Genomic DNA, 25649 nt, shown 5'->3' on the forward strand with positions numbered 1-25649 from the left:
CCCCCCCCCCCCCCCCCCCCCCCCCCCCCCCCCCCCCCCCCCCCCCCCCCCCCCCCCCCCCCCCCCCCCCCCCCCCCCCCCCCCCCCCCCCCCCCCCCCCCCCCCCCCCCCCCCCCCCCCCACGGTGAGGGAGGACGCGTCCCGGTGAGGGAGGACGGCGACGGCAGCGGGACGGCGGCGGCGGGGGGACGGCGGCGTCAGCGGGCGCGGCGTCCGGCCACCGCGGCCACCTCGGCGACCGGCCGCCCGGTGGCCGCCGAGACCTCCGCCTCGTCCACGGCGCCGCAGTCCAGGCCGCGCAGCACCACCCCGGCCAGCGCGCGGGCGGTGGCCGGCTCGTCGAGCACGCCGCCGTCCACCCGGTCCAGGTACGCGGCCAGCCGGGCGGCCGCGGCCGGCAGCGCGGCCCGGAAGAACGCGTAGGTGGCCGTGTAGCGGGTGACCAGCTGCGCCGGGTGCAGGTCCCAGCCCTGGTAGAAGCCGCGCTCCAGCGCCCGGCGCACCAGCCGGGCGTGCAGCCGCCAGGCGGCGTGCACGTCGGCGGTCGCACCGACCGGCAGCACGTTCGTCGACCCGTCCACCGGGCGGGCGCCGGTGCCGGCGACCGCCACCTGCACGAGCTGCTTGGCGAAGTCGGCCGCGGGGTGGTCGGAGGCCTGGTGCTCGGCGGCGATGCCGAGGGCGGCGCTGTAGTCGTAGGTGCCGTAGTGCAGGCCGATCAGGCGGGGCCCGGCGATGTGCACCATGCGGGCGAGGACCGCCGTCCCGTCGGCGCCGATCACGGCCTGCGGGGTCTCGATCTGCAGCTCCAGGTCCAGCGTCGCGCCGTGCGCGGCCTGCAGCGCGTCGAGGACCGGCAGGAACGCCCGCACCTGCTCGACGTCGGTGACCTTCGGCAGGGTGACCACCGCGCGCCCCGGCCCGAGCGCCCCCAGGAAGAGGTCGAGGGAGCGGACGCCGCGGCGGCGGGTCGGCGCCTCCAGGGACTTGGCGCGGATCCCCACCGACGGCGGGGCGACCCCGGCCGCGCGGTCGGCGGCGACGGCGGCCGCCGCGGCCTGCACGTCGCCGTCCTCGGCGTCCGCCGCGCCCCGGTAGCCGTCCTCGGCGTCGACGCGGAGGTCCTCGACCGGCTCGGTCGCCAGTTTCGACTGCACGCGGGGCAGCACCTGCTCGAGCAGCGCCGGATCCAGGCCGAGGTCGGGCAGCCCGTGCTCGTCCAGCGCCGCCAGGGCGGCCGTCCCCCACTCCCCGGCCAGCCCGGGGACGACGGCGTCGGCCGGCACGTAGCAGGTGTGCACCGGCTGCCGCTCGGGCCAGTCGCCGGGGTACCGGGCCAGCCGCAGCGCGTCGGTCGGGGTCAGCCGCCGGTCCAGCTCCGCGTAGACCTCCTCGCCCAGCGTCACCGGTCGACCAGCTCGTAGGCGGGCAGGGTCAGGAAGTCGGGGAACTCGTCGGCCAGGGCGACCCGCTCGAACAGGTCCCGGGCCTCGGCGAGGTGCGGCAGCTCGCCGATGCCGGCGACCTCCTCGGCGACGACGCGGCGGACCAGCTCCTCGGTGACCGTCTGCCCGTCGGAGAGCTCGACGCCGTTGTGCACCCACTGCCACACCTGGGAGCGGCTGATCTCCGCGGTGGCGGCGTCCTCCATCAGGCCGTGGATGGCGACCGCGCCGTTGCCGCCCAGCCAGGCGGCCAGGTAGCGGATCGCGACCTCGACGTTGGAGCGCAGCCCGGCCATCGTGCGCTCGCCGGGCACGCCGCGGACGTCGAGCAGCTGGGCCGGCGTGACGGCCACCTCGGGCCGCTGCCGGTCCAGCTGGTTGGGCCGGTCGCCGAGCACGGCGTCGAAGGCCTCCCGGCAGACCGGCACGAGGTCGGGGTGGGCGACCCAGGAGCCGTCGAAGCCGTCGCCGGCCTCGCGGGTCTTGTCCTCCCTGACCTTCGCCAGCGCCCGCTCGTTGGCCTCGGGGTCCCGGCGGCTGGGGATCGCCGCCGCCATGCCGCCGATCGCCATCGCCCCGCGCCGGTGGCAGACGGCGACCAGCTGGTCGGTGTAGGCCCGCATCATCGGGGCGGTCATGGTGACCGCGCCGCGGTCGGGCAGCACGAACGCGCCGCCGGCGTCGCGGAAGGTCTTGATGACGCTGAACAGGTAGTCCCAGCGGCCGGCGTTCAGCCCGGTGGCGTGGCTGCCCAGCGCGTGCAGCATCTCCTCCATCTCGAACGCCGCCGGGATGGTCTCGATCAGCATCGTGGCGCGGATCGACCCGGCCGGGAGGTCCAGCGCCTGCTCGGCGGAGTCGAACACCAGCGCCCACAGCGCGGCCTCGAGGTGGCCCTCCATCTTCGGCAGGTACAGGTAGGGGCCGCTGCCGCGGTCGAGCTGCTCGCGGGCGTTGTGGAAGAGGTACAGCCCGGCGTCGACCAGCGCGCCGACCGCCGGCTCGCCGTCGACCAGCAGGTGCCGCTCGGGCAGGTGCCAGCCGCGGGGGCGGGGCACGATCGTGGGCAGCTCGCCGTCCTCCCGCAGCCGGTACTCCCGGCCCTCCGGGGAGGTGAAGGCGAGCGTGCGGCGGACGGCGTCGCGGAGCACCACCTGCCCGCCGACGACGTTGCGCCAGTGCGGGGTGTTGGCGTCCTCGAGGTCGGCGAGCCACACGTCGGCGCCGCAGTTGAGCGCGTTGACCGCCATCTTCGGCTCGGTCGGGCCGGTGATCTCCACCCGCCGGTCGACCAGCCCCGGGGGCGGGGGCGGCACCCGCCAGTCGCCGTCCCGGACGTCCGCCGTCCCGGGCCGGAAGCGGATCGTCCCGGCGGCGGCGATCTCGGCCCGGCGCGCGGCGCGGGCGGCCAGCAGCGCGTCGCGCTCGGCGCCGTGGCGGCGCTGCAGGTCGGCGACGAAGGCCAGCGCCTCGGGGGTCAGCACCTCCCCGGCCCGGTCGACGTCCGGTCCGACCACGCGCACGTCGGTCATCAGGGCCTCCTCTGTGCTGCGGGGCTGGCATCCTCTCACCGTGGCCAGCCTCGACGAGTTCAACTCCGGGCCCGCCGACCGTGCCGTGGAGTCGTTGCGGGCCTGTAACGCCGCCGCGCGTTTCGCCGCGGAGATCGCGGCGGGACGCCCCTACCCCGACGTCGAGACGCTGGTGCACCGGGCGGGCGAGGTGGCGCGCCGCCTGTCGTGGGACGAGGTGTCGATGGCGCTGGCCGCCCACCCGCGGATCGGTGACCGGGTGTCCGGCTCCTCCGCCGAGGCCGCCGCCTCCCGCCGCGAGCAGGCGGCGATGGGCGACGCCGAGGACGACGTGCGCGCCGCGATCGTGCAGGGGAACCGGGACTACGAGGAGCGCTTCGGGCACGTCTTCCTCATCCGCGCGGCCGGGCGCTCGCCGGAGGAGGTGCTGGCCGAGCTGCGCCGCCGGCTGACGGCCGACGAGGACGCCGAGCGGGCCGAGGTGACCGAGCAACTGGCGCAGATCACCGAGCTGCGGGTGCGGGGGCTCGTGGCATGAGCGTGTCGACGCACGTGCTCGACGCGGTCGCCGGGCGGCCGGCCGCGGGCGTCGCCGTCCGGCTGTACGCCGGCGACGAGCTCGTCGCCGGCGGCGTCACCGACGACGACGGGCGCTGCCGGCTGGCCGAGGGCGAGACCGCCGCCGGCGTGCACCGGCTGGTGTTCGCCACCGGCGCCTGGTTCGCGGCGCGGGAGGTCGCGACCTTCTACCCCGAGGTCGTGCTGACCTTCGCCGTCGCCGACCCCGCGCAGCACCACCACGTGCCGCTGCTGCTCTCGCCGTTCGCCTACAGCACCTACCGCGGCTCGTGAGCGGGGTCGCCGGGTGGCGGAGACCGCGCCCCGGCGACTCCGTTCCACGTGCAACATGCGCGCAACAGCGACGGGAGAGGGTGCAGCCATGGCGATCCGGCTCGGGGCGAACCAGTACGGCAAGGCGGAGGTCCGCGTCGTCGCGGTCGACCGCAGCACCCCGCGGCACGAGCTGGTCGACCTGAACGTCTCCAGCGCCCTGCGCGGCGACTTCACCGCCGCGCACACCGCCGGCGACAACGCGCACGTGCTGACCACCGACGCGCAGAAGAACACGGTCTTCGCCTTCGCCCGCGAGGGCGTGGGGTCGCCCGAGGCGTTCGGCCTGCGGCTGGCCTGCCACTTCGCCGGCTCCTACCCGTGGGTCACCGGGGCGCGCGTGGGCGTGGAGTCCTACGGCTGGGAGCGGCTCGCGGTCGGCGGGACGCCGCACGAGCACGCCTTCCGGCGGCCCGGCGGCGAGGTCCGGACGGCGGTGGTGACGGTCGACGGGGACGACGTCCACGTGCTGGCGGGCCTGGCCGACCTCGTCGTCCTCAAGACCACCGGCAGCGAGTTCTGGGGCTTCCCGCGTGACCGCTACACGACGCTGGCCGAGACCCGCGACCGCATCCTGGCCACGGCGGTCACCGCCCGGTGGCGCTACACGAGCGCCGAGCTGGACTGGGACGCCGCGTTCGCCGGGGTGCGGACGACGCTGCTGGAGACCTTCGCCGCCACCCACTCCCTCGCCCTGCAGCAGACGCTGTACGCGATGGGCGAGGCGGTGCTGGAGCGGTTCCCGGACGTCGCCGAGGTGCGGATGTCCATGCCGAACCGGCACCACTTCCTGCAGGACCTGTCGGCGCTCGGCCTGGACAACCCCGACGTCGTCTACCACGCCGACGACCGCCCCTACGGCCTCATCGAGGGGGTCGTCGAGCGCGACGACGTCCCGGCCGCCGCGGTGGCGTGGCAGGGGACGCCGGGCTTCTGCTGAGCGCTCAGGCGGGCTCGACGGTGACCCCTGCGGCGACGGCGGTGGCGTGCACCCGCAGGTCGGCGCCGCGCTCGTCGTCCGTGCGCTCCAGCCGCGGGTCGACGGCGACGCCCGAGGCCGCACCGGTCGCGCGGACCCACACCCGCCAGTCGCCGGGCACCCGCACCTCGACCCCCGACATCCAGGCCCGGACGGTCAGGTCCACGCCGCCGGGCACCCGCGGGACCCGGCCCAGGTCGACCTCGGCCCCCGCCATCACGAGGTCCAGCCGCACCCGCGACAGCTCCGGGTGGTGCGGGTGCAGTGCGGTTCCGCCCATGAGCCGGAAGCGGCGGATGCCCGCGGTGGTGTCGTCGCCCTCGTCGTGGCGTCGGGCCAGCAGCCGGCCGGTCAGCACCCCCGCGCCCTGGACGGCGGCCAGGCCGGCCACCCAGGGCAGGACCCGACGCACGACGGGAGCGAGGACGGGAGCGAGGACGGGAGCCACGGCCACGCCCCCACCCTGCCGGGCCGGGCTCGGTGTGCCCAGTGCCCCGCGGCCCTGGCACGATCGGCGCCCGTGACCGCCGAGCGGGAGATCCTGACCTACGAGCTGTTCGGCACCGCGAGCCGCGAGCTGGCCGAGCAGGTCGCCGCCGACGGCTTCGAGCCCGACCTGATCCTGGCGATCGCCCGCGGCGGGCTGTTCCTCGGCGGCGCGCTGGGCTACGCGCTCGACGTGAAGAACCTCTTCGTGATGAACGTGGAGTTCTACACCGGCGTCGACGAGCGGCTGGACCTGCCCGTCGTCCTCCCGCCGACGCTCGACCAGGTCGACATCACCGGGGCCGACGTGCTGGTCGCCGACGACGTCGCCGACACCGGCAAGACGCTGGAGCTGGTCCGGGACTTCTGCACCGGCTACGTCGCCGAGGTGCGGACGGCGGTGGTCTACGAGAAGCCGCAGTCGGTGGTCCGCTGCGACTACGTGTGGCGGCGCACCGACCGCTGGATCGACTTCCCGTGGTCGTCGCAGCCCCCGGTCCGCCGGCGCGGCGACCGCCCCGCCCACTGACCCGGGCCGACCGACCGCCGCCCACCGACCCGCCGGGCGGTCAGTAGCGGAAGTGGGCGACCGAGGCCTGCAGGGAGGTGGCCATCCGCGCCACCTCGTCGATGGCGGTGCGGGCGTCGTCCATCGCGGCGGTGGTGGCGCCGCTGGCCCCGGCGACCGCGGTGATGTTCTCCGCGATCTGCCCGGCGGAGACCGCGGCCTCGCCGACGTTGCGGTTCATCTCCGTGGTCGTCGCCGTCTGCTCCTCCACCGCGGCGGCGATCGTGCTCTGCGAGTCGTCGATCACCTTGATGATCGAGGCGATCTGGCGGATCGCGACGACGGCGCCCTCGGTGTCGCCCTGGATGGCCGCGACCCGCGCGGTGATGTCCTGCGTGGCCTTGGCGGTCTCCTGGGCCAGCTCCTTGACCTCGTTGGCGACGACGGCGAAGCCCTTGCCGGCCTCCCCGGCCCGCGCCGCCTCGATGGTGGCGTTCAGCGCGAGCAGGTTGGTCTGCTCGGCGATCCCGGTGATGACCCGGACGACGTCGGCGATCTCCAGCGAGGACTGGCCGAGCTTGGCCACGGTCGCGGTGGTCTCGTCGGCGACCGCGACGGCCTGCCCGGCGACCCGGGCCACCTCCGCGGCGTTCTGCGCGATCTCGCGGATGGAGGCGCCCATCTGCTCGGAGCCCGCGGCGACGGTCTGCACGTTGAGCGACACCTGGTTCGCCGCGCCGGCCACCACCTCCGACTGCGCGGAGGACTCGACGGCCAGCCGGCTCAGGTCCTGGGCCGAGGCCGAGAGCTCCTCGGTGGCCGAGGCCAGCGTGGCGGAGCTGTCCCCGATCGCGGTCACGACCTGCCGCATGCTGGCCATCGACGCCTCCAGCGCGGTCGCCATCCGGCCGACCTCGTCGCGGCTGGTCACCCCGGCGCTGCCCCGCAGGTCGCCCTCGGCGAGGCCGGCTACCAGCGCGCCGACCCGGCGCAGCGGCCCGACGACCGAGCGGGTGACCACCCAGCCCAGCAGGGCGAGGACGACGACGCCGGCCACGGCGACGACGACGGCCAGGGTCGCGGCGGTGCCGCGCTGCTCGCTCGAGTGCTCGGCCGCCGCCCCGGCGAAGGCGTTGACGGCGTCGCCGAGCGTCGGCAGCTCGTCCTCGAGCGCGGTGAACGCCGCGGCGAAGTCCGCGTAGCCCGCCGCGGCCGCCGCCGGGTCCTGGCCGGCCAGCTGCACGATCCGGGCTGCGGAGGCGAGGTAGGCCTCCACCACCGGCGTCACCTCGTCGAGGGCGGCCAGCACCTCGGGGCTGAGCCGGTCGGCGCGGATCTCGTCGAGCAGGCCGGTGAAGACGCCGGTGTGCTCCTCGAGGTCGGCGGCCGCGCCGGTGTACAGCGGGCCCTGCCCGCCGCTGACCAGGGCCTGCAGGACGTCGCCGCGGACGGCGTCGTGCATCATGTCGCTGAGCAGCGCGTCCTCGACCGCCTCCGCGCTGGCCAGCAGGTCGTCGGCGGTCTCCCCCGTCCCCGCGAGCGCCTGCAGCGTCACGGCCGCGAACACCGCGAGCGCGACGGCGCCGGCGGCGACCAGCGCCGCGAGCTTCACACCGAGGGGACGGTCGGACCAGTAGCGCGCCATGGCGGGGGCTCCGTGTGGACGACGGGCGGCGTCCGTGACCCGGACACCGTGCGCTCTGGTTCGGCGGGGAGGTGGAGCGACTACAGCCGAACTGCACCGGATTTCAAGGATTCTTCGGTCGGCGCGCCGCCGGGCGCGGTTCAGTAGCGCGTCGACACCGTCACCGTGAACTGTCGTCCGGCCTCCGCCACCCGGGTCGGCCCGACCAGGCGGCGCAGCGCCGCGCGGTGCGGGAGCCGGTTGTTGTAGACCGTCCACAGCTGCCCGCCGGGCCGCAGCACCCGGGCCGCCGCGGCGAACAGCCGGTCGGCCGCCGCGGTCACCACCGAGGTGCCGAGGTGGAACGGCGGGTTGCAGACGACCAGGTCCACGCTGCCGTCGGCGACCCCGGCCGCGGCGTCGTCCCGGTCGACCCGGACGCGCTCGGCCACCCCGTTGGCGGCCGCGGTGGCGGCGGCCGAGGCCACCGCGGCCGCGGACTGGTCGGAGGCCAGCACGGTCAGCCCCGGCCGCGCCGCGGCCAGCGCCACCGCCAGCACGCCGGTGCCGCAGCCGAGGTCCAGCGCGGTGCCCGCGTCCGGCGCCATGGCCGGCAGCGCCCGCAGGAGGGCCCGCGTGCCGTCGTCCACCCGGTTGCCGGCGAAGGCGGCGCCGTGCGCGCAGACGGTCAGCCCGGCGGCCTCGTCGCGCCGGCACCGCGGGAAGGACGACGGCGTGCCGGCGCGCGGCCCCCGGGCCACGAGCAGCCGCGACTTCTGCCGGGCGAGGGTCGCCGAGACGTCGGCGAACCCGAGCCGCAGCACGTCGTTCATCGCGTGGGTCATGTGCTTGACCCGCCCGCCGACCAGCAGCGTGACGTCGGGTGCGGCCGACCCGGCGGCCAGCTCGGTGAGCTCGCGCAGCGCGTCGAGGGCCTTGGGGGCCTTGGCCAGCACCACGCGCGCGCCGGCGAACAGCGCGGCGTCCAGCGGCAGGGAGCGGTAGCTGCCGGCCAGGCCGGTGCGCTCGGCGTTGGCGGCCAGCGCGAGCTCGCCGACCAGCAGGTCCTGGTGCACCCGCGGCTCGCGGACGCCGTGCAGGGCCACCGCCCCCAGGGTCAGCGCGCCGTGCGCGTCGTCGACCACCACGACCTCGCCGGGTCCGGCGGCGGCCAGCAGCGGCGCGGCCTCGTCGAGCAGCAGCCGGTCGGTGGCGTCGACGGCGACCAGCTCGGGCGCCTCGACGTCCGGCTCCCTGCGGAGCTGGTCGAACAGGGTCACGCCATCAGCCGCCGGCCCCCGTGCAGGGGCCCGCGCCGAGCCTGCGAGGCGTGGGGGGCACGGGGGTCCTTCATCAGACGCCGGGGAGACCGACCGGGCAGGAGACGCCGGTCGAGTGCACCGGGCAGTAGCCGTTGGGCACCTTGTGCAGGTACTGCTGGTGGTAGTCCTCGGCGTAGAAGAACTCCCCGAGCGGGGCGATCTCGGTGGTGATCTCGCCGTAGCCGGCGGCCCGCAGCCGCTCCTGGTAGGCGTCCCGGGTGGCGCGGGCGGCGGCCTCCTGCTCGGGCGAGGCGTAGTAGATCGCCGAGCGGTACTGGGTGCCGACGTCGTTGCCCTGGCGCATGCCCTGCGTCGGGTCGTGGTCCTCCCAGAACGCCTTGAGGAGCTGCTCGTAGGAGGTCACCGCCGGGTCGAAGACGACCAGCACCACCTCGGTGTGGCCGGTGCGCGCCGAGCACACCTCCTCGTAGGTCGGGTTCGGCGTGAACCCGCCCGCGTAGCCGGCGGCGGTGGAGTAGACGCCCGGCAGCTGCCAGAAGGCCTTCTCCACGCCCCAGAAGCAGCCCGCGCCGAAGACGGCGGTCTGCATGCCGTCGGGGAACGGCGGCCGGATGCGGTTGCCGTTGACCGCGTGGAACTCGGGGATGGCGGGCAGGGGGTCGGGACGGCCGGGCAGCGCGTCCTCGCGCGCCACGGGCTCGGTCTTGTACCGCGAGAACAACGACATACCCCCAGCGTAGGCGCGGCCCGCCACTCCGATCGGCGCCGCGGGCGCGGGCGTTGGAGGATCGACGCCGTCCCCCGCCCGCCGCCCACCGGAGGTGCCCCGTGCCCGTGTCCGCCCGCGAGTGGCACCTCGCGGCCACCCCGCACGGCGAGCCGACGCCCGCCGACTTCCGGCTGGTCGAGGTCGAGCACCCCGACCCGGCCGAGGGGCAGGTCGTCGTCCGCATGGTCGCCATGTCGGTCGACCCCTACATGCGCGGGCGGATGCGCCCCGAACCCTCCTACGCGCCGCCGTGGGAGGTCGGGCAGGTGATGAAGGGGGGCGCGGTCGGCCGGGTGGTCGAGTCGCGGGCGGACGGCGTCCCGGTCGGCGCGCTGGTGCTCACCGACGCGGCGTGGCGCGACGTCGCCGTCCTGGCCGCCCGCGAGGTCCGGGTGCTGCCCGTGCTCGAGGGGGTCTCGCCGACCCACCACCTCGGCGTCCTCGGCATGCCCGGGCTGACCGCCTACGCGGGGCTGTTCCGGATCGCGGCGTTCCAGCCGGGGGACGACGTCCTCGTCTCCGGCGCCGCGGGCGCCGTGGGCAGCCTGGTCGGCCAGTTCGCGCGGCTGCGCGACGCCGGCGCGGTGGTCGGCAGCGCCGGCAGCCCGGAGAAGGTGGCCTGGCTGACCGGCGAGCTGCGCTTCACCGCCGCCTTCGACTACCACGACGGCCCGGTGGCCCGGCAGCTGCGAGCGGCGGCGCCGGACGGGATCAGCGTCTACTTCGACAACGTCGGCGGCGAGCACCTGGAGGCCGCGATCGGCGCGCTGCGGGTGCACGGCCGGGCGGCGCTGTGCGGCTCGATCTCCGGCTACAACGCCACCGAGCCGCCGCCGGGCCCGCGGAACATGAGCCTGATGGTCGGCAAGCGGCTGACCCTCCGCGGCTTCCTCGTGGGCGACCACGGCGACCTGCGCGGCGAGGCCACCGAGGCGATCGCCGGCTGGCTGCGGTCGGGCGAGCTGGTCGCGCGGGAGACGGTGTACGAGGGGCTGGACGCCGCCGTCCCGGCCTTCCTCGACCTCCTCCGCGGGGCCAACACCGGGAAGATGGTCGTCCGGCTCGCCCCCGACCCGGACTAGGCGCCGTACGCCGTCGCCCGCGGCCGGACGGTCAGGGCGGGTCGGCGGGACGGACGACCCGGGGAGGGATCCCCGGAGGACCGACCGGACGGCGACACGCCCCGGCGCCGTGTCCGGTGAGGCGGCTGGTATCCCTGGGTGCGGCGGCCGGTGGCGGGGGCGCGGTCCCCGGCCGGGGGCGATCGGGCACCCTGGGGTCCGTGCACCCGTCGTCGACCCCCTCCCCTCGGTGACGACCTCGACGCGGCAGCCCGCGCTGGACCACGCCGCGGCGCCGGTGCCCGCCCGCGCCGTCGCGCTGTTCTGCCACGGCGGCACCGTGGAGAGCGTGCAGCCGCCGCGGGAGCGGGCGCTGTCGCTGCTGCGCATGCGGGCGATCGAGGAGTTCGTCCGCCGCGCCATGGGCCCGCGCGGGCTGGACACCTACCTGCTGCGCTACCGGGTGGCCGGCTGGAACGGGGTGGCCGCGGACGCGTTCGCCGACGTCCGCTGGGCGCTGGCGCGGATCCGGGAGGAGCACGGCGACGGCGTGCCCGTCGTCCTGGTCGGCCACTCGATGGGCGGCCGGGCGGTGCTGCGCGCCGGCGGCGAGCCGGGGGTCGCCGCGGTCTGCGGCCTGGCGCCGTGGACGCCGCCGGGCGAGCCGGTGGCGCACCTGCGCGGCCGCACCGCCGTGCTGCTGCACGGCCGCGGCGACCGCTGGGTGCCGGCCCGGCTGTCGGCCGACTACGCGGTGCGGGCGCAGCGGGCCGGTGCGCGGATCGCCCGCTTCACGGTCGCCGGCGGCCACTCGATGGTGCGCCGGTCAGGGGTGTGGCACGCGCTGGTGCGCGACGTCGTCCTGGCCGGGGCCGGGTTCGGGCAGTGGCGACCGGACGTGGCCGCCGCCCTCGACGACCCCGGCGGCCTCGCCGTCCCCCTCGACCCCCGCAGCCGGCGCTGAGCGGAGACGACCTCAGCCGAAGAGGGCGCTGTAGCCGTTGAGCGCGGGCTGGCCGCCGAGGTGGGCGTACAGCACGGTGGAGGACGGGTCGATCTCGCCGCGGCCGACCAGGTCGATCGTCGCCGCCATCGACTTCCCCTCGTAGACGGGGTCGGTGACCATGCCCTCGGTGCGGGCGGCGGTCTCCATCGCGCGGATCGTCGTCTCGTCGGGGATGCCGTAGACGCCGGCGTGGTAGCGCTCGTCGAGCTCGACGTCGTCGGCGGTGAGCTCGCGCTGCACGCCGATGGTTCGCGCCGTCCGCTGGGCGATCCGCAGCACCTGGTCGCGGGTCTCGGCCGGCTTGGCCGACGCGTCGATGCCCAGGACCCGGCGCGGCCGGCCGCCCTGCTCCTCGAGCTGCGCGAAGCCCGCGACCATCCCGGCCTGCGTGGAGCCGGTCACCGAGCAGACGACGACGGTGTCGAAGAAGACGCCGAGCTCGGCCTCCTGCGCGGCGACCTCGTGCGCCCAGTTCGCGAAGCCGAGACCGCCGAGCGGGTGGTCCGACGCCCCGGCCGGGATGGCGTAGGGCCTGCCGCCGCGGGCCTCGATCTCGGCGAGCGCGGCCTCCCAGCTCTCCTTGAACCCGATGCCGAACCCGGCCTTGACCAGCCGGACGTCGGCGCCGGCCAGCCGGCTGATCAGGATGTTGCCGACCTTGTCGTAGACGGCGTCGGGCCAGTCGACCCAGCTCTCCTGCACGAGCACGCAGGACAGGCCCAGGTGCGCGGCGACCGCGGCGACCTGGCGGGTGTGGTTGCTCTGCACCCCGCCGATCGAGACGAGCGTGTCGCAGCCCTGGGCGAGGGCGTCGGCGACGAGGTACTCCAGCTTGCGGGTCTTGTTGCCGCCGAAGGCGATGCCGGAGTTCACGTCCTCCCGCTTGGCCCAGACGGCGGCGCCGCCCAGGTGCGCGGTGAGCCGGTCGAGGCGGTGCACCGGGGACGGGCCGAACAGCAGCGGGTGGCGGGGGAAGTCGGACAGGGTGGTCACGCGGTCTCCTCGGACAGCTCGGACAGCAGCGCCGTCCAGATCTCGGTCGTGGTGGCGACGGCGGCGTCGACGTCGGGGGCCGCGCAGGCGGCGATGAGGCGGTCGTGCAGGACGACGCTGTGCCGGCCGCCGGCGGTGGCGAAGCGGCGGCGCTCCAGCCGGCGGACGGCCGGGGTGAACCGGTCGACGGTGGCCGCCACCGCCGTGTTGCCGGCCCGCTCGACCAGCACCGCGTGCAGGGCGTCATCGGCGGCCAGGGCGGCGTCGACGTCCCCGCGCTCGACGGCGGCGGCGAAGTCGGCGTTGGCCGCGCGCATCCGCGCCACGTCGTCGTCCGTCAGGCGGGGCACGGCCTCCCGCACGGCCAGCTCGTGCATCACCCGGACGACGGCCGCGGCGTCGCGGACCGGCCCGACCGCCAGCGGCGTGACCCGGGTGTGGCTCTGCGGCTTGGCCTCGACCAGGCCCTCGTCGGCCAGCCGGGCCAGCGCGGCGCGCACCGGGGCGACCGACAGGCCGAGGCGGCCGGCGAGCTCGGCGTCCTTGACCACCGCGCCGGGCGGGAGCTCGCCGCTGACGATCGCCTCCCGCAGGCGGGTCAGGGCGACGTCGCGCAGCAGCACGCGGCCGACCGGGGCGAGGGACACAACTGACATCTCAGATGTCAGCGGCCTCGCCGTCAACCCCTCGTGGCGACTGTGGCGCTCTCGCCCCGGGCAGAAGCGCCACATCGCACACGGGGTTGGCAGGAACGGTGCGGACGGCGGCAGTCCGGCCCCTGGGCACGCCGCGGACGGCCCACGAGCATCGGCGCATGGACTGGAGCACCGACCCCGCCGACGCCGCCGCCTCCTTCGCCCGCCGCCTGGCGGTGGAGACCGACGTGAGCGACGTGCACGCCGCGCTGGAGTCCGGCGACCCCGGCTTCGTCCTCCTCGACAGCCGCAGCGCGCAGGCGTGGGCGCAGGGGCACGTCCCGGGCGCGGTGCACCTGCCGGGCCGGGAGATCGGGGCCCGGGCGACGGAGCTGGACCCGTCCGTCCCGGTCGTCACCTACTGCTGGGGCCCGGGCTGCAACGGCGCCACCCGGGCCGCGCTCGCCCTGGCCCAACGGGGCTTCCGGGTGCGGGAGATGATCGGCGGCTTCGAGTACTGGGCGCGCGAGGGCCTGCCGGTGGAGACGGCCGACGGCGTGCACCGCCCCGCCGTCGACCCGCTCACCGCGCCGGCCGGGGTCAGCTGCGGGTGCTGAGCGGCCTCACAGCAGGGGCGGGCGGTCGTCGGCCAGCCGCGCCCACAGGAACTGGTCGAGCTTGATGCCGCCGCCGTAGCGGTGGGACCGGCGCAGCCGCCCCTCCCACGTGAAGCCGGCCTTCTCCGCCACCCGGCCCGAGGCGGGGTTGCCCACGGCGTGGCACAGCTCGATCCGGTCGACCGGCGTGCGGGCGAACAGCTCCCGGCAGGCGGCGTCGACGGCGCGGGCCGCCACCCCGCGACCCCGGGCCGCGGGCACCGTCCAGTAGCCGACCATCGCCTGGCCCTCGACCGGGTCCACGGCGTGCAGGCCCACCGAGCCCAGCAGGGTGCCGGTGCCGGGGTCGGCGACGGCCCAGTTCACGCGGTCCGGGGCCGGGGTCAGCCGGCGGCCGACCCACGCGACGGCGTCCTCCCGGGAGTCGACGACCAGCCCGCCCCAGCGGCGCATCTGCTCGTCCCGGAACGCGCTCCAGGCGTCGTCGACGTCGTTCGCGCGCCAGGGCCGCAGCCGCACGGGGCCCGCCTCGAGGTCGGCCGGTTCCAGGGGCTGGGCGGGCTGCACGGGGACCCATCCTCCACAGAGTCGCTCGGGTGCGGGAACCGCACCCCGGCAACTCCGCTCAGATGGGAACGGAGACGCCGACGCCGCCGCGCGTGCCGCCGCCGTAGCGGGCGATCTCGCGGGCCAGGTCGAGCCGGCCGATCCGGGTCCGCGCCTCGGACACCTCGGGGGTGATGAGCGCGGCCGGGACCAGCCAGGAGACCTCGAACTCCAGACCGTCGGGGTCCTGGGCGTAGAGGGCCTTGGTCGTGCCGTGGTCGGAGGCGCCGACGAGCGCGCCGGCCCGCAGCAGCGCGTCCTGCACCCGGGAGAGCTCGTCGAGGGTGTCGACCTCCCAGGCCAGGTGGTAGAGCCCCACGGTGCGCCGGCCGGCCTCGGAGCCGCCGGCGCGGTCGCCGATGGCGAACAGGCCGAGGTCATGGTCGTTCGTCGAGCCCTCGGCCTGCAGGAAGGCGGCCCGGCCGGGGATCTCCATCACCGGCCGGAAGCCGAGCACCTCGCGGTAGAAGGCGACGCTGCGGTCGACGTCGCGGACGTAGAGGACGGCGTGGTTGAGGCGCTGGACGGGCATGGCGGAGCTCCTGTCGGGTGGGTGCTCCTCCACTGTCCCCGACGATAGATGAGAGTTCAAGTATCTGGGCCCTCGGTCCCTGGGTAGGGGCGGCCCATGGACCACTCCCGCGCTCCCGTCCTCGAGGCCCTCCAGGAGTTCCGCCGCCGTGGCGACGTGGTGTTCGGCCCGCCGGGGCACAAGCAGGGCCGCGGCGTGGACCCGCGGGTGCTGGAGGTCGTCGGCGCCGGCGTGTTCGCCTCCGACGTGCTCACCCTCAACGGCCTCGACGACCGCCGCGAGTCCCAGGGCGTCACCACCCAGGCCCCGCGGGACGCGTTCTTCGCCCGGGTCGAGCAGGTGCCGGTCTCCGAGGCCGTGGGCCGGGTCTCCGCGGAGATGGTCAGCCCCTACCCGCCCGGCGTCCCCGTGCTGGCGCCCGGCGAGCGGATCACCGCCGAGGCGGTCGACTACCTGACCACGGGGGTGCGGGCCGGGATGCTGGTCCCGGACGCCGCGGACCCCTCCATGGAGAGCCTGCGGGTCGTGCGGCAGTGACCGCCGGCCCGGCGACCGTGACGGTGGCGGTCGCCGGGCCGCTGCGGCTGTTCCTGCCCGCCGGGGCCCGCGCCGGCGGTCGCCGGCAGCTGCGGTTCGACCCCGACGCCACCGTCGGGCACCTGGTGCAGGCCGCCGGCGTCCCGCTGACCGAGGCCGGCGCCCTCCGGCTGGACGGCGAGGCGGTGGACGCCGCCGCCCGCGCCCGTCCCGGCGCCACCGTGACCGTCGGCCCGGTGCCCCGGCCGCAGCCGGCGCCGCCGGGGGGCTTCCTGCTCGACGTCGGGCTCGGGGCGCTGGCCCGGCGGCTGCGCCTGCTCGGGGTGGACGCCGCCTGGTCCCCCGACCGCCGGGCCGCCGACGCCGACGACGCCGAGCTCGTGGCCCAGGCGCTCGCCGAGCGGCGGGTGCTGCTGACCCAGGACCGCGGGCTGCTCCGGCGCCGGGCGCTGCGGGCCGGCGACCGCACCTGGGGCGCCTACGTCCGCGGCACCGGCCCCGACGAGCAGCTGGACGACGTCCTCGACCGGTTCGCCCCGCCGCTGGCCCCGCTCACCCGTTGCACCGCCTGCGGCGCGCCGCTGGCGGCGGTGACCGCCGCGGAGGTCGCCGACCGGCTGGAGCCGGGCACCCTGCGCACGCAGACGGACTTCTCCCGCTGCCCGGCGTGCGGGCGGGTCTACTGGCGCGGCGCGCACGCCCGCCGCATCGACGAGCTCGTCCGCCGGGCGGTGCGGGAGCCGCCGGCGGCGCCGGACCGGCCGGTGCCGTAGGCCAGGCTCACCTCGGCCCCCGGGGGCCACGACGTGGCCCGGGGGTGACACCCCGGCCGGGCAGGAGAGGAGCGCCCGCTTCCCCGCCGTTCCCCGTGAGGCCGCCGTGTACCTCTCCAAGACCGAGGCCGCCGTCCTGCCGACCACCCTGGTCTCCGCGCCCCGGACCCCCGCACCGCCGCCCTCGGGCCGACGCCGGGTCTGGCCGCTGCTGGGCCCCGCCTTCGTGGCCGCGGTCGCGTACGTCGACCCGGGCAACTTCGCCACCAACTTCTCCGGCGGCGCGAGCTTCGGCTACACGCTGCTGTGGGTGATCGTCGCGGCCAACCTCATGGCGATGCTCATCCAGTCGCTGACGGCGAAGCTCGGCCTCGCGACCGGCCGCGACCTGGCCACCAACTGCCGCGAGCAGCTGCCCCGCCCGGTCACCCGGATGCTGTGGCTGCAGGCCGAGGCCGTCGCGATCGCGACCGACCTGGCCGAGATCGTCGGCGGCGCCGTCGCGCTCAACCTGCTGTTCGGGGTGCCGCTGCCGATCGGCGGCGTCATCACCGCCGTGGTCGCGTTCGTGCTGCTCGGCGCCCAGTCCCGCGGGCACCGGCCCTTCGAGCGGGTCATCACCGGGCTGCTGCTGGTCATCGGCGGCGGGTTCCTCTACACGCTGGTCGGCTCCGGCGTGGACCTCGGCGGCATGGCCGGCGGCATGGTGCCCAGCTTCGACGGGCCCGACAGCCTCGTGCTGGCCACCGGCATCCTCGGCGCGACGGTGATGCCGCACGTGATCTACGTGCACTCGGCGCTGACCCCGGGCCGTTACGGCGACGTCGTCACCGCCGGGCGCACCGCGGAGGGGCGGCGGGGCCTGCTGCGGGCCCAGCGGCTCGACGTCCTGCTGGCCATGGGGCTGGCCGGGCTGGTCAACGCCGCCATGCTGGTCATCGCCGCGCAGCTGTTCACCGGCGGCGGGGAGGCCGACTCGCTGGAGGCGGTGCACGCGGGGCTGGGCGACCAGCTCGGCGCCGGCGCCTCGGTCGCGTTCGCCCTCGCCCTGCTCGCCTCCGGGTTCGCGTCGTCGTCGGTCGGCACGCACGCCGGGCAGGTCGTGATGGCCGGCTTCCTGCGCCGGCACATCCCGGTGCTGACCCGCCGGCTGATCACGCTGGCGCCGGCGCTCGCCGTCCTGGTCCTGGGCGGCGACCCCACCACCGCGCTGGTCTGGTCGCAGGTGGTGCTGAGCTTCGGCATCCCGTTCGCTCTCGTGCCGCTGCTGTGGCTGACCAGCCGGCGCGACCTGATGGGCGGCTGGGTGAACCGGCCGATCACCACGGTCGTCGGCAGCGTGGTCGCCGCGCTGATCATCGGCCTGAACGCCCACCTGCTGCTCGGCTTCGTCCTCGGCTGACCCCCGCGAGATCTGCACACTCGTCGCCATCAGGGCCTGATCGCGACGAGTGTGCAGATCTCGTCGAGGGGGTCAGGGGCGGCGGCCGTCACCACCAGCGGACGAAGTGGTGCACCGGCCCGTGCCCGCCCCCGACGCCCAGCGAGGCGCCCGCGGCCAGCGCCTCCTGCAGGTAGTCGCGGGCCTGCTCGACCACCGGCGTCCACGCCCCCGGCCCGCCGACCCCGCGGGCGACCAGCGCGGCGATCGCCGAGGACAGCGTGCAGCCGGTGCCGTGCGTGGTGGTGGTGTCCACCCGGGGACGGCGGGTGACGACGACGCCGTCCGCGGAGACCAGGACGTCGACGCTCTCCGCCCCGCCCAGGTGGCCGCCCTTGAGCAGCACCGCCCCCGGGCCGAGGGCCAGCAGCGCGCGGGCCTGCTCCACCATCGCCTCGACCGACTCCGCCGGCGGGCCGTCCAGCAGGGCCGCCGCCTCGGGCACGTTCGGGGTGATCAGGTCGGTCAGCGGCAGCAGGTCGGCGCGGATGGCGTCGACGGCGTCGGCCCCCACCAGCCGGTCGCCGCTGGTCGCCACCATGACCGGGTCGCAGACCACGGGTCCGGGCCGCCGCTCGGCGAGCACCGCCGCGACCTCCCGGACGACGTCCGCCGTGCCCAGCATGCCGAGCTTGGTGGCGCCCACCGGGACGTCGTCGAGCAGCGTGCGCAGCTGCTCGCCGACGAACGCCGCCGGCACCGGGTGCACGCCGGTGACCCCGCGGGTGTTCTGCGCGGTCAGCGCGGTGAGCACCGCGGTGCCGTAGGCGCCGAGCGCGCTGAAGGTCTTGAGGTCGGCCTGGACGCCGGCGCCGCCGCTGGGGTCGCTGCCGGCGACGGTCAGCGCGACGGCGGTCATGCCCGGACCCCCAGCGCGTCCCGCAGCCGGCGGGCCGCGGCCGCCGGGTCGGGGGCCGCGCAGATCGCCGAGACCACGCAGACGCCGTCCACGCCGGTCACCGAGGCGGCGTTGCCCGCGTCGATGCCGCCGATCGCCACCGACCGCAGGCCGCCGGCGCGGGCCCGCGCGGCGAGGGCGGCCACCCCCGCGGCGCCGAGCCCGGCGCCGGCGTCGGGCTTGGTGGGGGTGGTCCAGACCGGGCCGATCCCGACGACGTCGACGGTGCCCGGCGGCAGGGCCAGCGCGAGCGCCAGCTCCTCGGGCGACCCGGCGGAGAGCCCGAGCAGCCGGTCCGGGCCGATCAGGGCGCGGACCTCGGCCGGGGGTAGGTCGTCCTGGCCGACGTGCACGCCGTCCGCGCCGGCCAGCAGGGCGACGTCCACCGCGTCGTTCACGAACAGCGCCACGCCCGGGGGGACGACGGCGCGGACCGCCAGCGTCAGCGCGTACAGCTCCCGGCGGGAGGCCTGCTTGTCCCGCACCTGCACGGCGGTCGCCCCGCCGGCGACGGCGGCCCGCACGACGTCGGGCACCGTCCGGGGGCGCGACAGCGCGGTGTCGGTGACCAGGTACAGCGTGGGGTCGAACGCCGGTCGCACGGCGCCGGCCTCAGGAGGCGTCGCGGACGGCGGCCCGCGCCAGGTCCTCGGGGCTGACAGCGTCCAGCGCGTCCACCCAGGCGGCGGCGAAGCTGCCGGGGCCCTGCGCGATCGCCGCGGCGGCCTCGGCGGCGAGCGCCACGTGGGCGTGTGCGGCGACGGCGCCGGTCATCCGGTCCCCCGCCACCGCGACGTAGGCGGCGGTCAGCGCGCCCAGCGCGCAGCCGGCCCCGGTGGTGCGGGTCAGCAGCGGCGAGCCGCCGCCGATCCGCACGACCCGCGACCCGTCGGTGATGACGTCGACCGGCCCGCTGACCGCGACCACCCCGTCGGTGCGGACCGCCAGCGCGACGGCGGCCTCCAGCGCGTCGTCGGCGGTCGCCGTGGAGTCCACGCCCCGGCCGCCCGTGCCGGTGCCGGCCAGGGCCATGACCTCCGAGGCGTTGCCGCGCACGACCGCCGGCCCGAGGGCCGCCAGCTCGAGGGCCAGGTCGGTGCGGAAGCGCAGCCCGCCCACGGCCACCGGGTCCAGCACCCACGGCGTCCCCGCCGCCCCGGCCGACCGGACGGCGACCCGCATGGCCTCGGCGGAGGCGCCGTGCACCGTGCCGACGTTGACCAGCAGCGCCGAGGCGATCGCGGCGAAGTCCGCGGCCTCCTCGGGCGCGACGACCATCGCCGGCGCGGCGCCGACGGCGAGCAGCACGTTCGCGGTCAGCGTCTGCGCCACGGTGTTGGTGAGGCAGTGCACGAGGGGGGCACCCTCGGTGAGTGCGGCCCGAGCGGCCGCGAGCGCGTCGGCGTCCACGCCGTGACATCCCTTCGCCAGCATGACCTGGGCAGGTTCGACGGGTGTCATCTCAGCCCGCCGCGCGCGGGCACCCCGTGTCGGCAGAGAACGTAGCAAGCGGGCGGCGCACCGCTGCCGGTCAGCCGCTCCCCCGGCGGTCAGCCCGCCCAGGCCGCCGCGAAGAACCCGACCTCCAGCTCCATCGCCCGCCGGTAGGCCCGCGCGACCGGCGCGGTGTCGGCCGCGTACCGGTCCAGCAGCTCCTCCAGCGTGGCCGCCAGCGCCTCGAACCCGGGGTCGGCGTAGGTGGTGACCCACTCGGCGTACGGCCCGGCGGACCGGCCGGCCAGCGCCTGACCGAGGTGGGCGTAGAGCCGCATGCACGGCGTCATCGCCGCGCAGGTCTCCCCCAGCCCGCCGGTGGCGGCCGTGGCCAGCAGGAAGTCGGTGTACGCGGCGGTCGCCGGGGCCGGGGTCACGGTCGCCAGGTCGATCCCCCAGCGGGCGGCGTAGCCGTCGTGCAGCCGCAACTCGTCGCGGACCCCGGCGAGCAGGTCGGCGAACGCCTCCAGGCCGGCCCGGTCGGGGCTGCGGACGACGGCCATCGCGTAGCCGCGGGCGAAGGCCTGGAGGAAGAACGCGTCCTGGGCGACGTAGCCGGCGAACCGGTCCCGCGGCAGCGTCCCGTCGGCCAGGCCGCGGACGAACGGGTTGTCCAGCGCGGCGGCGGCGAGGTCGGCGGAGTCCGCCCACAGGCGGCGGGCCAGGCTCACCCGCCGCTCCCCAGCGCCGCGTCGTCGACTGCCATCGCCCAGAAGGCGACCTCCGCGTCGAGGACGGCCAGGACGACGTCGTCGTGCCGCCCGCCGAGCGCGTCGGCGGCGCCGGCCAGCCCGTCGACGTAGGCGGCGAACCCGGGCGCCGTCCAGTGCGCGACGTACTCCGCGTACCCCTCCGCGCCGGGCGCGGCCACGGTCCACGCGTCGAGGTAGACCCGCTCGACGGCCCACAGCGCGGTCAGCGCCTCCGGGACGTCGGCGCCGTCCAGCCGGCGCAGCAGCTCGGCGTAGGCCGTCGTCGCCGGCAGCCGCGGCGCGCCCAGGTCCAGCCCGCGGCGCCCGGCCAGCTCCTCGAACCACGCCAGCTCCTCGACCAGCGCGACCGCCCCCGCGGCGAGCACCGCCTGCGCCGGGCGCGGGGCCCGGGCGAGCAGCCGGGCCTGGAAGCGCAGCAGGTCGGCGACGTAGTGCGCGTCCTGCACCAGCCACGTCTCGAAGGCCCCCGGGGGCAGGGTGCCGTCGCGCACGCCGAGCAGGAACCGGTGGTGGGTGGCGCGCCGCCACGCGTCCGGGTGGTCGCGGACCAGGTCGGAGGTGGGCACGGCGCGACAGTACGGGCGGGGCTACAGTCGCCCCGCACTGTGCGGGAGCTCGGGCTGACCGGGCTGAGAGGGCGGCAGACCGCGCCGCCGACCGCTGGAACCTGTCCGGGTAATGCCGGCGTAGGGAGCTGGTTGTGAGCACGTCCGACGTCGTCCGCGCGTCCTCCGGTCCGGGGGACGCGCCCCTCACCCTCACCGAGCGGCCCGCCCGCTCGCTCGGCCTGCGCGACGCCCTCGGCCTGTGGGGCAACCTCGGGGTCAGCCTGCTGCTGCCGGTGGCCGCGGTGTTCGTCGTCCTGCCCGGCCGGCCGCTGAGCGAGACGCTGGGCGCGGTCGCCGTCGGCGCGGCGATCGGCGCGGTGCTGCTGGGCATCGGGGCGGCGGCCGGCGCCCGCGAGGGGGTGCCGGCGATGGTGCTGCTGCGCGGGCTGCTCGGCCGGCGGACGTCCTGGCTGCCGACGGCGTTCAACCTGGTGCAGTGCGTCGGCTGGGCGACGTTCGAGATCGTGATCATCGCCGAGGCGGCGTCCCGGGTGCTGGACGCGCCGCGCTGGCCGTTCGTGCTCGCCGCCGGGGTGCTGGCCACGCTCATGGCGCTGCGCCCGCTCGGCGTGGTCCGGGTGCTGGCCCGCTACGCGATCTGGGCGGCGGCCGCGGCGATCGGCTACCTGTTCGTCGAGGTGCTGCTCGAGCCGCTGCCGGCGCTGACCGACGGCGCGGCCACCTCGTTCTGGACCGCCGCCGACATCGTCATCGCCCTGCCGATCTCCTGGTTCCCGCTGGCCGCCGACTACACCCGGCACGTGCGCAGCGGCCGCGCCGCGTTCGCCGGCGCGAGCATCGGCTACGGCCTGGCGACCTTCGTCATGTTCACCCTCGGGGTGCTGGCGCTGGCCGCCTACGGCAGCTCCGGGCTCGACGTGATCGACGCGCTGCTCGCCGTCCCGCTGGGCGCCGTGGCGGTGCTGGTGCTGGTCGCCGTCGAGCTCGACGAGGCGTTCGCCAACCTCTACTCGACCGCGGTGTCGGCGCAGAACGTCGTCCCCCGGGCCGACCGGCGGGTGCTGGCCGTCGTCGTGGGCGCGGCCGCGACCGGGCTGGCGCTGGGCTTCGACATCGCCGCCTACGAGCCGTTCCTCTTCCTCATCGGCGCGGTGTTCGTGCCGCTGGTCGGCGTCTTCGCCGTCGCCTACGCGCTCACCCCGCGCGGCGGCTGGGACACCTCGGACACCGCCCGCGCCCGGCCGGCGTTCCTGCTGCCCTGGGCGGCGGGGTTCGTGGCCTACCAGCTGACCCTGCCCACCTTCTTCTCCGGCCCGGGCGCCGGCTGGACGGCGTGGTGGACGGCGCGGCAGCAGGACCTCGGCATCCACCCGGCCAACGGCTGGTCGGCCTCGCTGGTCGGGCTGGCGGTCGCGGCGGCCCTGACCGCGCTGCTCTGCCTGCCCGGGGCGGTGCGCCGGCGGCGGGCCGCCCGGTGACCGCCGACCTGGTGGTCGCTGGCGGCGGCCTCGTCGGGCTGTCGGTCGCCTGGCGGGCCGCGCAGCGCGGGCTGTCGGTGACCGTGGTGGACGACGCCCCGGGCAGCGGCGCCTCGCGGGCCGCCGCCGGCATGCTCGCGCCGGTCTCCGAGGCCGGCTACGGCGAGGAGCCGCTGCTGCGGCTGTGCCAGGCGTCGCTGGTCCGCTACCCGGCTTTCTTGGACGAGCTCGCCGCCGCGACGGGCGTGCGGGTCCCGCTGCGGGAGGCCGGGACGCTGGTCGTCGGCTTCGACGACGACGACGCCCGCGCGCTGGCGGAGCTGCACCGGTTCCACGTGGAACTCGGCCTGGCCGCGGACCGGCTGACCGGGCGCGAGGCGCGGCGGCGGGAGCCGTCGCTCACCCCGCGGGTCCGGGGCGGGGTGCTGGTGCCCGGCGACCTGTCGGTCGACCCCCGCGAGCTGCACCCGGTGCTGCGCGCGGCCGCCGAGGGCGCCGGCGTCCGGCTGGTCCGGGCCCGGGTGGCCGGCCTGCTGCGCGCGGGGGGCCGGGCGGCGGGGGTCGCGCTGGCGGACGGCGGCGAGGTCCGGGCCGGCCGCGTCGTCCTGGCCCTGGGCGCGCACAGCGGCGCCCTGCCCGGCGCGCCGGCTGTGCCGGTCCGGCCGGTGAAGGGGCAGGTCCTGCGGCTGCGCGGCGCCGCCGGGCTGCTCGCGGGCACGGTGCGGGCGCTGGTCCGCGGCCGGCCGGTCTACCTGGTGCCGCACGGGGACGACGGCCTGGTCGTCGGCGCCACCGTGGAGGAGCGGGGCTTCGACGCCACCGTCACCGCCGGCGGCGTGCACGACCTGCTGCACGACGCGATCGAGGTCGTGCCCGGCGTCACCGAGCTGGAGCTCGCCGAGACCCTGGCCCGCTGGCGGCCGGGCACCCCGGACAACGCGCCGGTGCTCGGCCCCTGCGGCACGCCCGGGCTGCTGCTGGCCACCGGGCACTTCCGCAACGGGGTGCTGCTCACCCCGCTGACCGGCGAGCTGCTGGCCGACCTGCTCGTCTCGGGCGAGGTCCCGGCGCTCGCCGCCCCCTTCGGCATCGACAGGTTCGGGAGGTGACCGCGTGCGGGTGACGGTCAACGGAGCCGGGGCCGACGTCCCGGACGGCGCGACGGTGGCGGCGCTGGTGGCCGCGCGGGGAGGTGCGCACGACCGGGTCGCGGTGGCGCGCAACGGCGACGTGGTGCCCCGCAGCGCGTGGGAGTCGACACCGCTGGCCGCGGGGGACGTCCTCGAGGTGCTGGCCCCGACGGCGGGAGGCTGAGATGAGCGAGGACCCCCTCGAGCTGGCCGGGGTGGAGCTGACGTCCCGCCTGGTGCTGGGCACCGGCGGCATCACCAGCATGGAGACGCTGGAGCGCACCGTCCGAGCGTCGGGCACGCAGGTGGTCACGGTGGCGCTGCGGCGGGTCGAGGCCTCCGCCGACGCCGCGATGATGCGGGTGCTGGACCGCTGCGGCGTGCGGCTGCTGCCCAACACCGCCGGCTGCCGGACGGCCCGCGAGGCGGTGCTCACCGCCCGGCTGGGTCGGGAGGCCTTCGGCACCGACTGGGTCAAGCTCGAGGTCATCGGCGACGAGCGGACGCTCCTGCCCGACGCCGTGGAGCTGCTGGACGCCGCCGAGCAGCTGGTGGACGACGGCTTCCGGGTGTTCGCCTACACCACCGACGACCCGGTGCTGGGCCGGCGCCTGGCCGACGCCGGGTGCGCCGCCGTCATGCCGCTGGGCTCCCCCATCGGCAGCGGCCTGGGCATCCGCAACCCGCACGCGATCGCGCTGCTGCGCGAGGCCGTCGACGTGCCGGTCGTGCTCGACGCCGGCATCGGCACCGCCTCGGACGCCGCGCTGGCCATGGAGCTGGGCTGCGACGCGGTGCTGCTCGCCTCGGCCGTCACCCGCGCCCGGGACCCGGAGCGGATGGCGCTGGCGATGCGGTCCGCGGTGGACGCCGGGCGGCTGGCCCGGTCGGCGGGCCGGATCCCGCGGCGCTGGCACGCCGAGGCCTCGACGCAGTTCGAGGGGCTGCCGCAGTTGTGAGCCCTCCCGGGCCGCTGCCCTCGCTGCTCGTGCTCACCGACCGGACGCAGGCCGCCGCGCCGCTGCCCGAGGTGGTCGCCGCGGCGGTGGCCGCCGGCGCCCGCGCGGTGGTGCTGCGGGACAAGGACCTGCCGCTGCCCGAGCGCGCGGCGCTGGCCGCCGCCCTGGCGGCGGTGCTGGAGCCGGTCGGCGGGGTCCTGGTCTGGGCCGGGGCGGCCGGCGCGGCGGGCCGGGCCGCGGTGCACCTGGCGGCGGCGGACCCGCTGCCCGGCCCGCGGCCGGCCCTGCTGGGGCGCTCCTGCCACGACGCCGGCGAGGTCGCCCGGGCGGCGGCCGAGGGCTGCGACTGGGTGTTCGTGTCGCCGGTGCACGCCACCTCGTCCAAGCCCGGCTACGGGCCCGCGCTGGGGCCGGCGGGCCTGGCCCGGCTCACCGGCGTCGGCCCGCCCGCGTACGCGCTGGGCGGGGTCGCGCCGGCCGACGTCCGGGACTGCCTGCGCGCCGGGGCGGCCGGCGTCGCGGTCATGGGCCCGGTCATGCGCGACCCGTCCCGGGTGGCGGAGTACCTCGACGCGCTGCGGGACGCCGGGGCGCCGGAGGTGCCCGCCCGGTGATGCCGGTCACGTCCATGTTTGAGGCGCTCCGCGGCGGCGCATACGCGAGTGTTCGGTCTGTGGCACGGCCGGCGCG

At 77.1% G+C, this 25649-nt stretch carries 30 protein-coding genes and 2 riboswitches; of the genes, 15 read left to right on the plus strand and 15 right to left on the minus strand.

The features are described from left to right. Positions 1–197: 197 nt before the first annotated feature. Positions 198–1406: a DUF6986 family protein gene (locus ACI79F_RS20380; protein ID WP_456545364.1), complete on the minus strand. Its 1209-nt coding sequence runs from the start codon at positions 1404–1406 to the stop codon at positions 198–200. Next, positions 1403–2977: a malate synthase A gene (aceB, locus tag ACI79F_RS20385; protein ID WP_456545365.1), complete on the minus strand. Its 1575-nt coding sequence runs from the start codon at positions 2975–2977 to the stop codon at positions 1403–1405. Before aceB ends, ACI79F_RS20380 begins: the two co-directional genes overlap by 4 nt. Before the next feature lie 40 nt (positions 2978–3017). On the opposite strand from aceB, the gene uraD reads away from it, so the two are divergent. The 3 genes from uraD to pucL all read left to right on the plus strand — a co-directional run bounded on the left by uraD (position 3018) and on the right by pucL (position 4808). Beyond that, the gene (gene uraD / locus ACI79F_RS20390; protein ID WP_456545366.1) at positions 3018–3515 is read left to right on the plus strand and encodes a 2-oxo-4-hydroxy-4-carboxy-5-ureidoimidazoline decarboxylase; all 498 of its coding nucleotides are present in this window, start codon (positions 3018–3020) and stop codon (positions 3513–3515) included. After that, entirely contained in the window at positions 3512–3829 is a 318-nt protein-coding gene (uraH, locus tag ACI79F_RS20395; RefSeq protein WP_456545367.1) for a hydroxyisourate hydrolase, read from the plus strand. Before uraD ends, uraH begins: the two co-directional genes overlap by 4 nt. An 88-nt stretch (positions 3830–3917) precedes the next feature. Then, positions 3918–4808, plus strand: a complete 891-nt coding sequence (pucL, locus tag ACI79F_RS20400) for a factor-independent urate hydroxylase (RefSeq protein ID WP_456545368.1) — start codon at positions 3918–3920, stop codon at positions 4806–4808. 4 nt (positions 4809–4812) lie between these two features. On the opposite strand, the gene ACI79F_RS20405 is transcribed toward pucL, so the two are convergent. Then, positions 4813–5301 (minus strand): hypothetical protein, encoded by a 489-nt coding sequence (locus tag ACI79F_RS20405; RefSeq protein WP_456545369.1) that lies wholly within the window; start codon positions 5299–5301, stop codon positions 4813–4815. Between the two features lie 66 nt (positions 5302–5367). Here ACI79F_RS20405 and ACI79F_RS20410 point away from each other — a divergent pair, with 66 nt between their 5' ends. Beyond that, positions 5368–5862 carry a phosphoribosyltransferase gene (locus ACI79F_RS20410; protein WP_456545370.1) on the plus strand — a complete coding sequence of 165 codons (495 nt, stop codon included), beginning with the start codon at positions 5368–5370 and terminating at the stop codon, positions 5860–5862. A gap of 40 nt (positions 5863–5902) precedes the next feature. On the opposite strand, the gene ACI79F_RS20415 is transcribed toward ACI79F_RS20410, so the two are convergent. From ACI79F_RS20415 to msrA, 3 genes are all read right to left on the minus strand, one after another. Then, positions 5903–7486, minus strand: coding sequence for a methyl-accepting chemotaxis protein (locus ACI79F_RS20415; protein WP_456545371.1), 1584 nt, complete (start codon positions 7484–7486; stop codon positions 5903–5905). Positions 7487–7626: 140 nt separating this feature from the next. After that, positions 7627–8745 carry a class I SAM-dependent methyltransferase gene (locus ACI79F_RS20420; protein ID WP_456545372.1) on the minus strand — a complete coding sequence of 373 codons (1119 nt, stop codon included), beginning with the start codon at positions 8743–8745 and terminating at the stop codon, positions 7627–7629. Between the two features lie 73 nt (positions 8746–8818). Further along, entirely contained in the window at positions 8819–9475 is a 657-nt protein-coding gene (gene msrA / locus ACI79F_RS20425) for a peptide-methionine (S)-S-oxide reductase MsrA (protein WP_456545373.1), read from the minus strand. 101 nt (positions 9476–9576) lie between these two features. On the opposite strand from msrA, the gene ACI79F_RS20430 reads away from it, so the two are divergent. Both ACI79F_RS20430 and ACI79F_RS20435 read left to right on the plus strand, forming a co-directional pair. Beyond that, positions 9577–10599, plus strand: a complete 1023-nt coding sequence (locus ACI79F_RS20430) for an NADP-dependent oxidoreductase (protein WP_456545374.1) — start codon at positions 9577–9579, stop codon at positions 10597–10599. A gap of 229 nt (positions 10600–10828) precedes the next feature. Next, positions 10829–11542 (plus strand): alpha/beta hydrolase, encoded by a 714-nt coding sequence (locus tag ACI79F_RS20435; protein WP_456545375.1) that lies wholly within the window; start codon positions 10829–10831, stop codon positions 11540–11542. Between the two features lie 12 nt (positions 11543–11554). Here ACI79F_RS20435 and ACI79F_RS20440 read toward each other — a convergent pair whose 3' ends face one another. Next, positions 11555–12577 carry a 1-aminocyclopropane-1-carboxylate deaminase gene (locus ACI79F_RS20440; protein WP_456545376.1) on the minus strand — a complete coding sequence of 341 codons (1023 nt, stop codon included), beginning with the start codon at positions 12575–12577 and terminating at the stop codon, positions 11555–11557. After that, entirely contained in the window at positions 12574–13224 is a 651-nt protein-coding gene (locus ACI79F_RS20445) for a GntR family transcriptional regulator (RefSeq protein WP_456545377.1), read from the minus strand. Before ACI79F_RS20445 ends, ACI79F_RS20440 begins: the two co-directional genes overlap by 4 nt. 167 nt (positions 13225–13391) lie before the next feature. On the opposite strand from ACI79F_RS20445, the gene ACI79F_RS20450 reads away from it, so the two are divergent. Further along, on the plus strand, positions 13392–13829 hold the full coding sequence (locus tag ACI79F_RS20450; protein WP_456545378.1) for a rhodanese-like domain-containing protein: 438 nt from the start codon (positions 13392–13394) through the stop codon (positions 13827–13829). 6 nt (positions 13830–13835) lie between these two features. Here the strand turns inward: ACI79F_RS20450 and ACI79F_RS20455 are convergent, their stop codons facing one another. Further along, a complete protein-coding gene (locus ACI79F_RS20455; protein ID WP_456545379.1) occupies positions 13836–14396 on the minus strand; it encodes a GNAT family N-acetyltransferase in 561 nt (186 codons plus the stop codon). A 58-nt stretch (positions 14397–14454) separates the two neighbouring features. Beyond that, positions 14455–14967: a VOC family protein gene (locus ACI79F_RS20460; RefSeq protein WP_456545380.1), complete on the minus strand. Its 513-nt coding sequence runs from the start codon at positions 14965–14967 to the stop codon at positions 14455–14457. Between the two features lie 96 nt (positions 14968–15063). Here ACI79F_RS20460 and ACI79F_RS20465 point away from each other — a divergent pair, with 96 nt between their 5' ends. From ACI79F_RS20465 to ACI79F_RS20475, 3 genes are all read left to right on the plus strand, one after another. Further along, positions 15064–15504 carry an Orn/Lys/Arg family decarboxylase gene (locus tag ACI79F_RS20465; protein WP_456545381.1) on the plus strand — a complete coding sequence of 147 codons (441 nt, stop codon included), beginning with the start codon at positions 15064–15066 and terminating at the stop codon, positions 15502–15504. Beyond that, positions 15501–16277 carry a Mut7-C RNAse domain-containing protein gene (locus ACI79F_RS20470; protein WP_456545382.1) on the plus strand — a complete coding sequence of 259 codons (777 nt, stop codon included), beginning with the start codon at positions 15501–15503 and terminating at the stop codon, positions 16275–16277. The genes ACI79F_RS20465 and ACI79F_RS20470 overlap by 4 nt, the downstream gene beginning before the upstream one ends. Positions 16278–16383: 106 nt before the next feature. Next, complete coding sequence (locus ACI79F_RS20475) at positions 16384–17679, plus strand: Nramp family divalent metal transporter (protein WP_456545383.1); 1296 nt, start codon at positions 16384–16386, stop codon at positions 17677–17679. Between the two features lie 88 nt (positions 17680–17767). Here ACI79F_RS20475 and thiD read toward each other — a convergent pair whose 3' ends face one another. From thiD to ACI79F_RS20500, 5 genes are all read right to left on the minus strand, one after another. Then, positions 17768–18577, minus strand: a complete 810-nt coding sequence (gene thiD / locus ACI79F_RS20480; protein WP_456545384.1) for a bifunctional hydroxymethylpyrimidine kinase/phosphomethylpyrimidine kinase — start codon at positions 18575–18577, stop codon at positions 17768–17770. After that, positions 18574–19218: a thiamine phosphate synthase gene (thiE, locus tag ACI79F_RS20485; RefSeq protein ID WP_456545385.1), complete on the minus strand. Its 645-nt coding sequence runs from the start codon at positions 19216–19218 to the stop codon at positions 18574–18576. The genes thiD and thiE overlap by 4 nt, the downstream gene beginning before the upstream one ends. Before the next feature lie 10 nt (positions 19219–19228). After that, entirely contained in the window at positions 19229–20026 is a 798-nt protein-coding gene (thiM, locus tag ACI79F_RS20490; RefSeq protein WP_456545386.1) for a hydroxyethylthiazole kinase, read from the minus strand. Further along, positions 20019–20114, minus strand: a riboswitch (TPP riboswitch). Its footprint overlaps the gene before it by 8 nt. Positions 20115–20166: 52 nt before the next feature. Beyond that, the gene (locus ACI79F_RS20495) at positions 20167–20781 is read right to left on the minus strand and encodes a TenA family protein (protein WP_456545387.1); all 615 of its coding nucleotides are present in this window, start codon (positions 20779–20781) and stop codon (positions 20167–20169) included. Further along, positions 20778–21389 (minus strand): thiaminase II/PqqC family protein, encoded by a 612-nt coding sequence (locus ACI79F_RS20500; RefSeq protein ID WP_456545388.1) that lies wholly within the window; start codon positions 21387–21389, stop codon positions 20778–20780. Before ACI79F_RS20500 ends, ACI79F_RS20495 begins: the two co-directional genes overlap by 4 nt. 31 nt (positions 21390–21420) lie before the next feature. Beyond that, positions 21421–21533, plus strand: a riboswitch (TPP riboswitch). On the opposite strand from ACI79F_RS20500, the gene ACI79F_RS20505 reads away from it, so the two are divergent. From ACI79F_RS20505 to ACI79F_RS20525, 5 genes are all read left to right on the plus strand, one after another. Next, positions 21524–22870 carry a purine-cytosine permease family protein gene (locus tag ACI79F_RS20505; protein ID WP_456545389.1) on the plus strand — a complete coding sequence of 449 codons (1347 nt, stop codon included), beginning with the start codon at positions 21524–21526 and terminating at the stop codon, positions 22868–22870. Its footprint overlaps the riboswitch before it by 10 nt. Beyond that, positions 22867–23979: a glycine oxidase ThiO gene (thiO, locus tag ACI79F_RS20510; protein WP_456545390.1), complete on the plus strand. Its 1113-nt coding sequence runs from the start codon at positions 22867–22869 to the stop codon at positions 23977–23979. Before ACI79F_RS20505 ends, thiO begins: the two co-directional genes overlap by 4 nt. A 10-nt stretch (positions 23980–23989) precedes the next feature. After that, the gene (gene thiS / locus ACI79F_RS20515; RefSeq protein ID WP_456545391.1) at positions 23990–24184 is read left to right on the plus strand and encodes a sulfur carrier protein ThiS; all 195 of its coding nucleotides are present in this window, start codon (positions 23990–23992) and stop codon (positions 24182–24184) included. 1 nt (position 24185) lies between these two features. After that, complete coding sequence (locus ACI79F_RS20520; protein WP_456545392.1) at positions 24186–24959, plus strand: thiazole synthase; 774 nt, start codon at positions 24186–24188, stop codon at positions 24957–24959. After that, positions 24956–25573: a thiamine phosphate synthase gene (locus ACI79F_RS20525; protein WP_456545393.1), complete on the plus strand. Its 618-nt coding sequence runs from the start codon at positions 24956–24958 to the stop codon at positions 25571–25573. The genes ACI79F_RS20520 and ACI79F_RS20525 overlap by 4 nt, the downstream gene beginning before the upstream one ends. Positions 25574–25649 lie beyond the last annotated feature (76 nt).

Source organism: Blastococcus sp. SYSU D00868 (genome assembly GCF_054050575.1).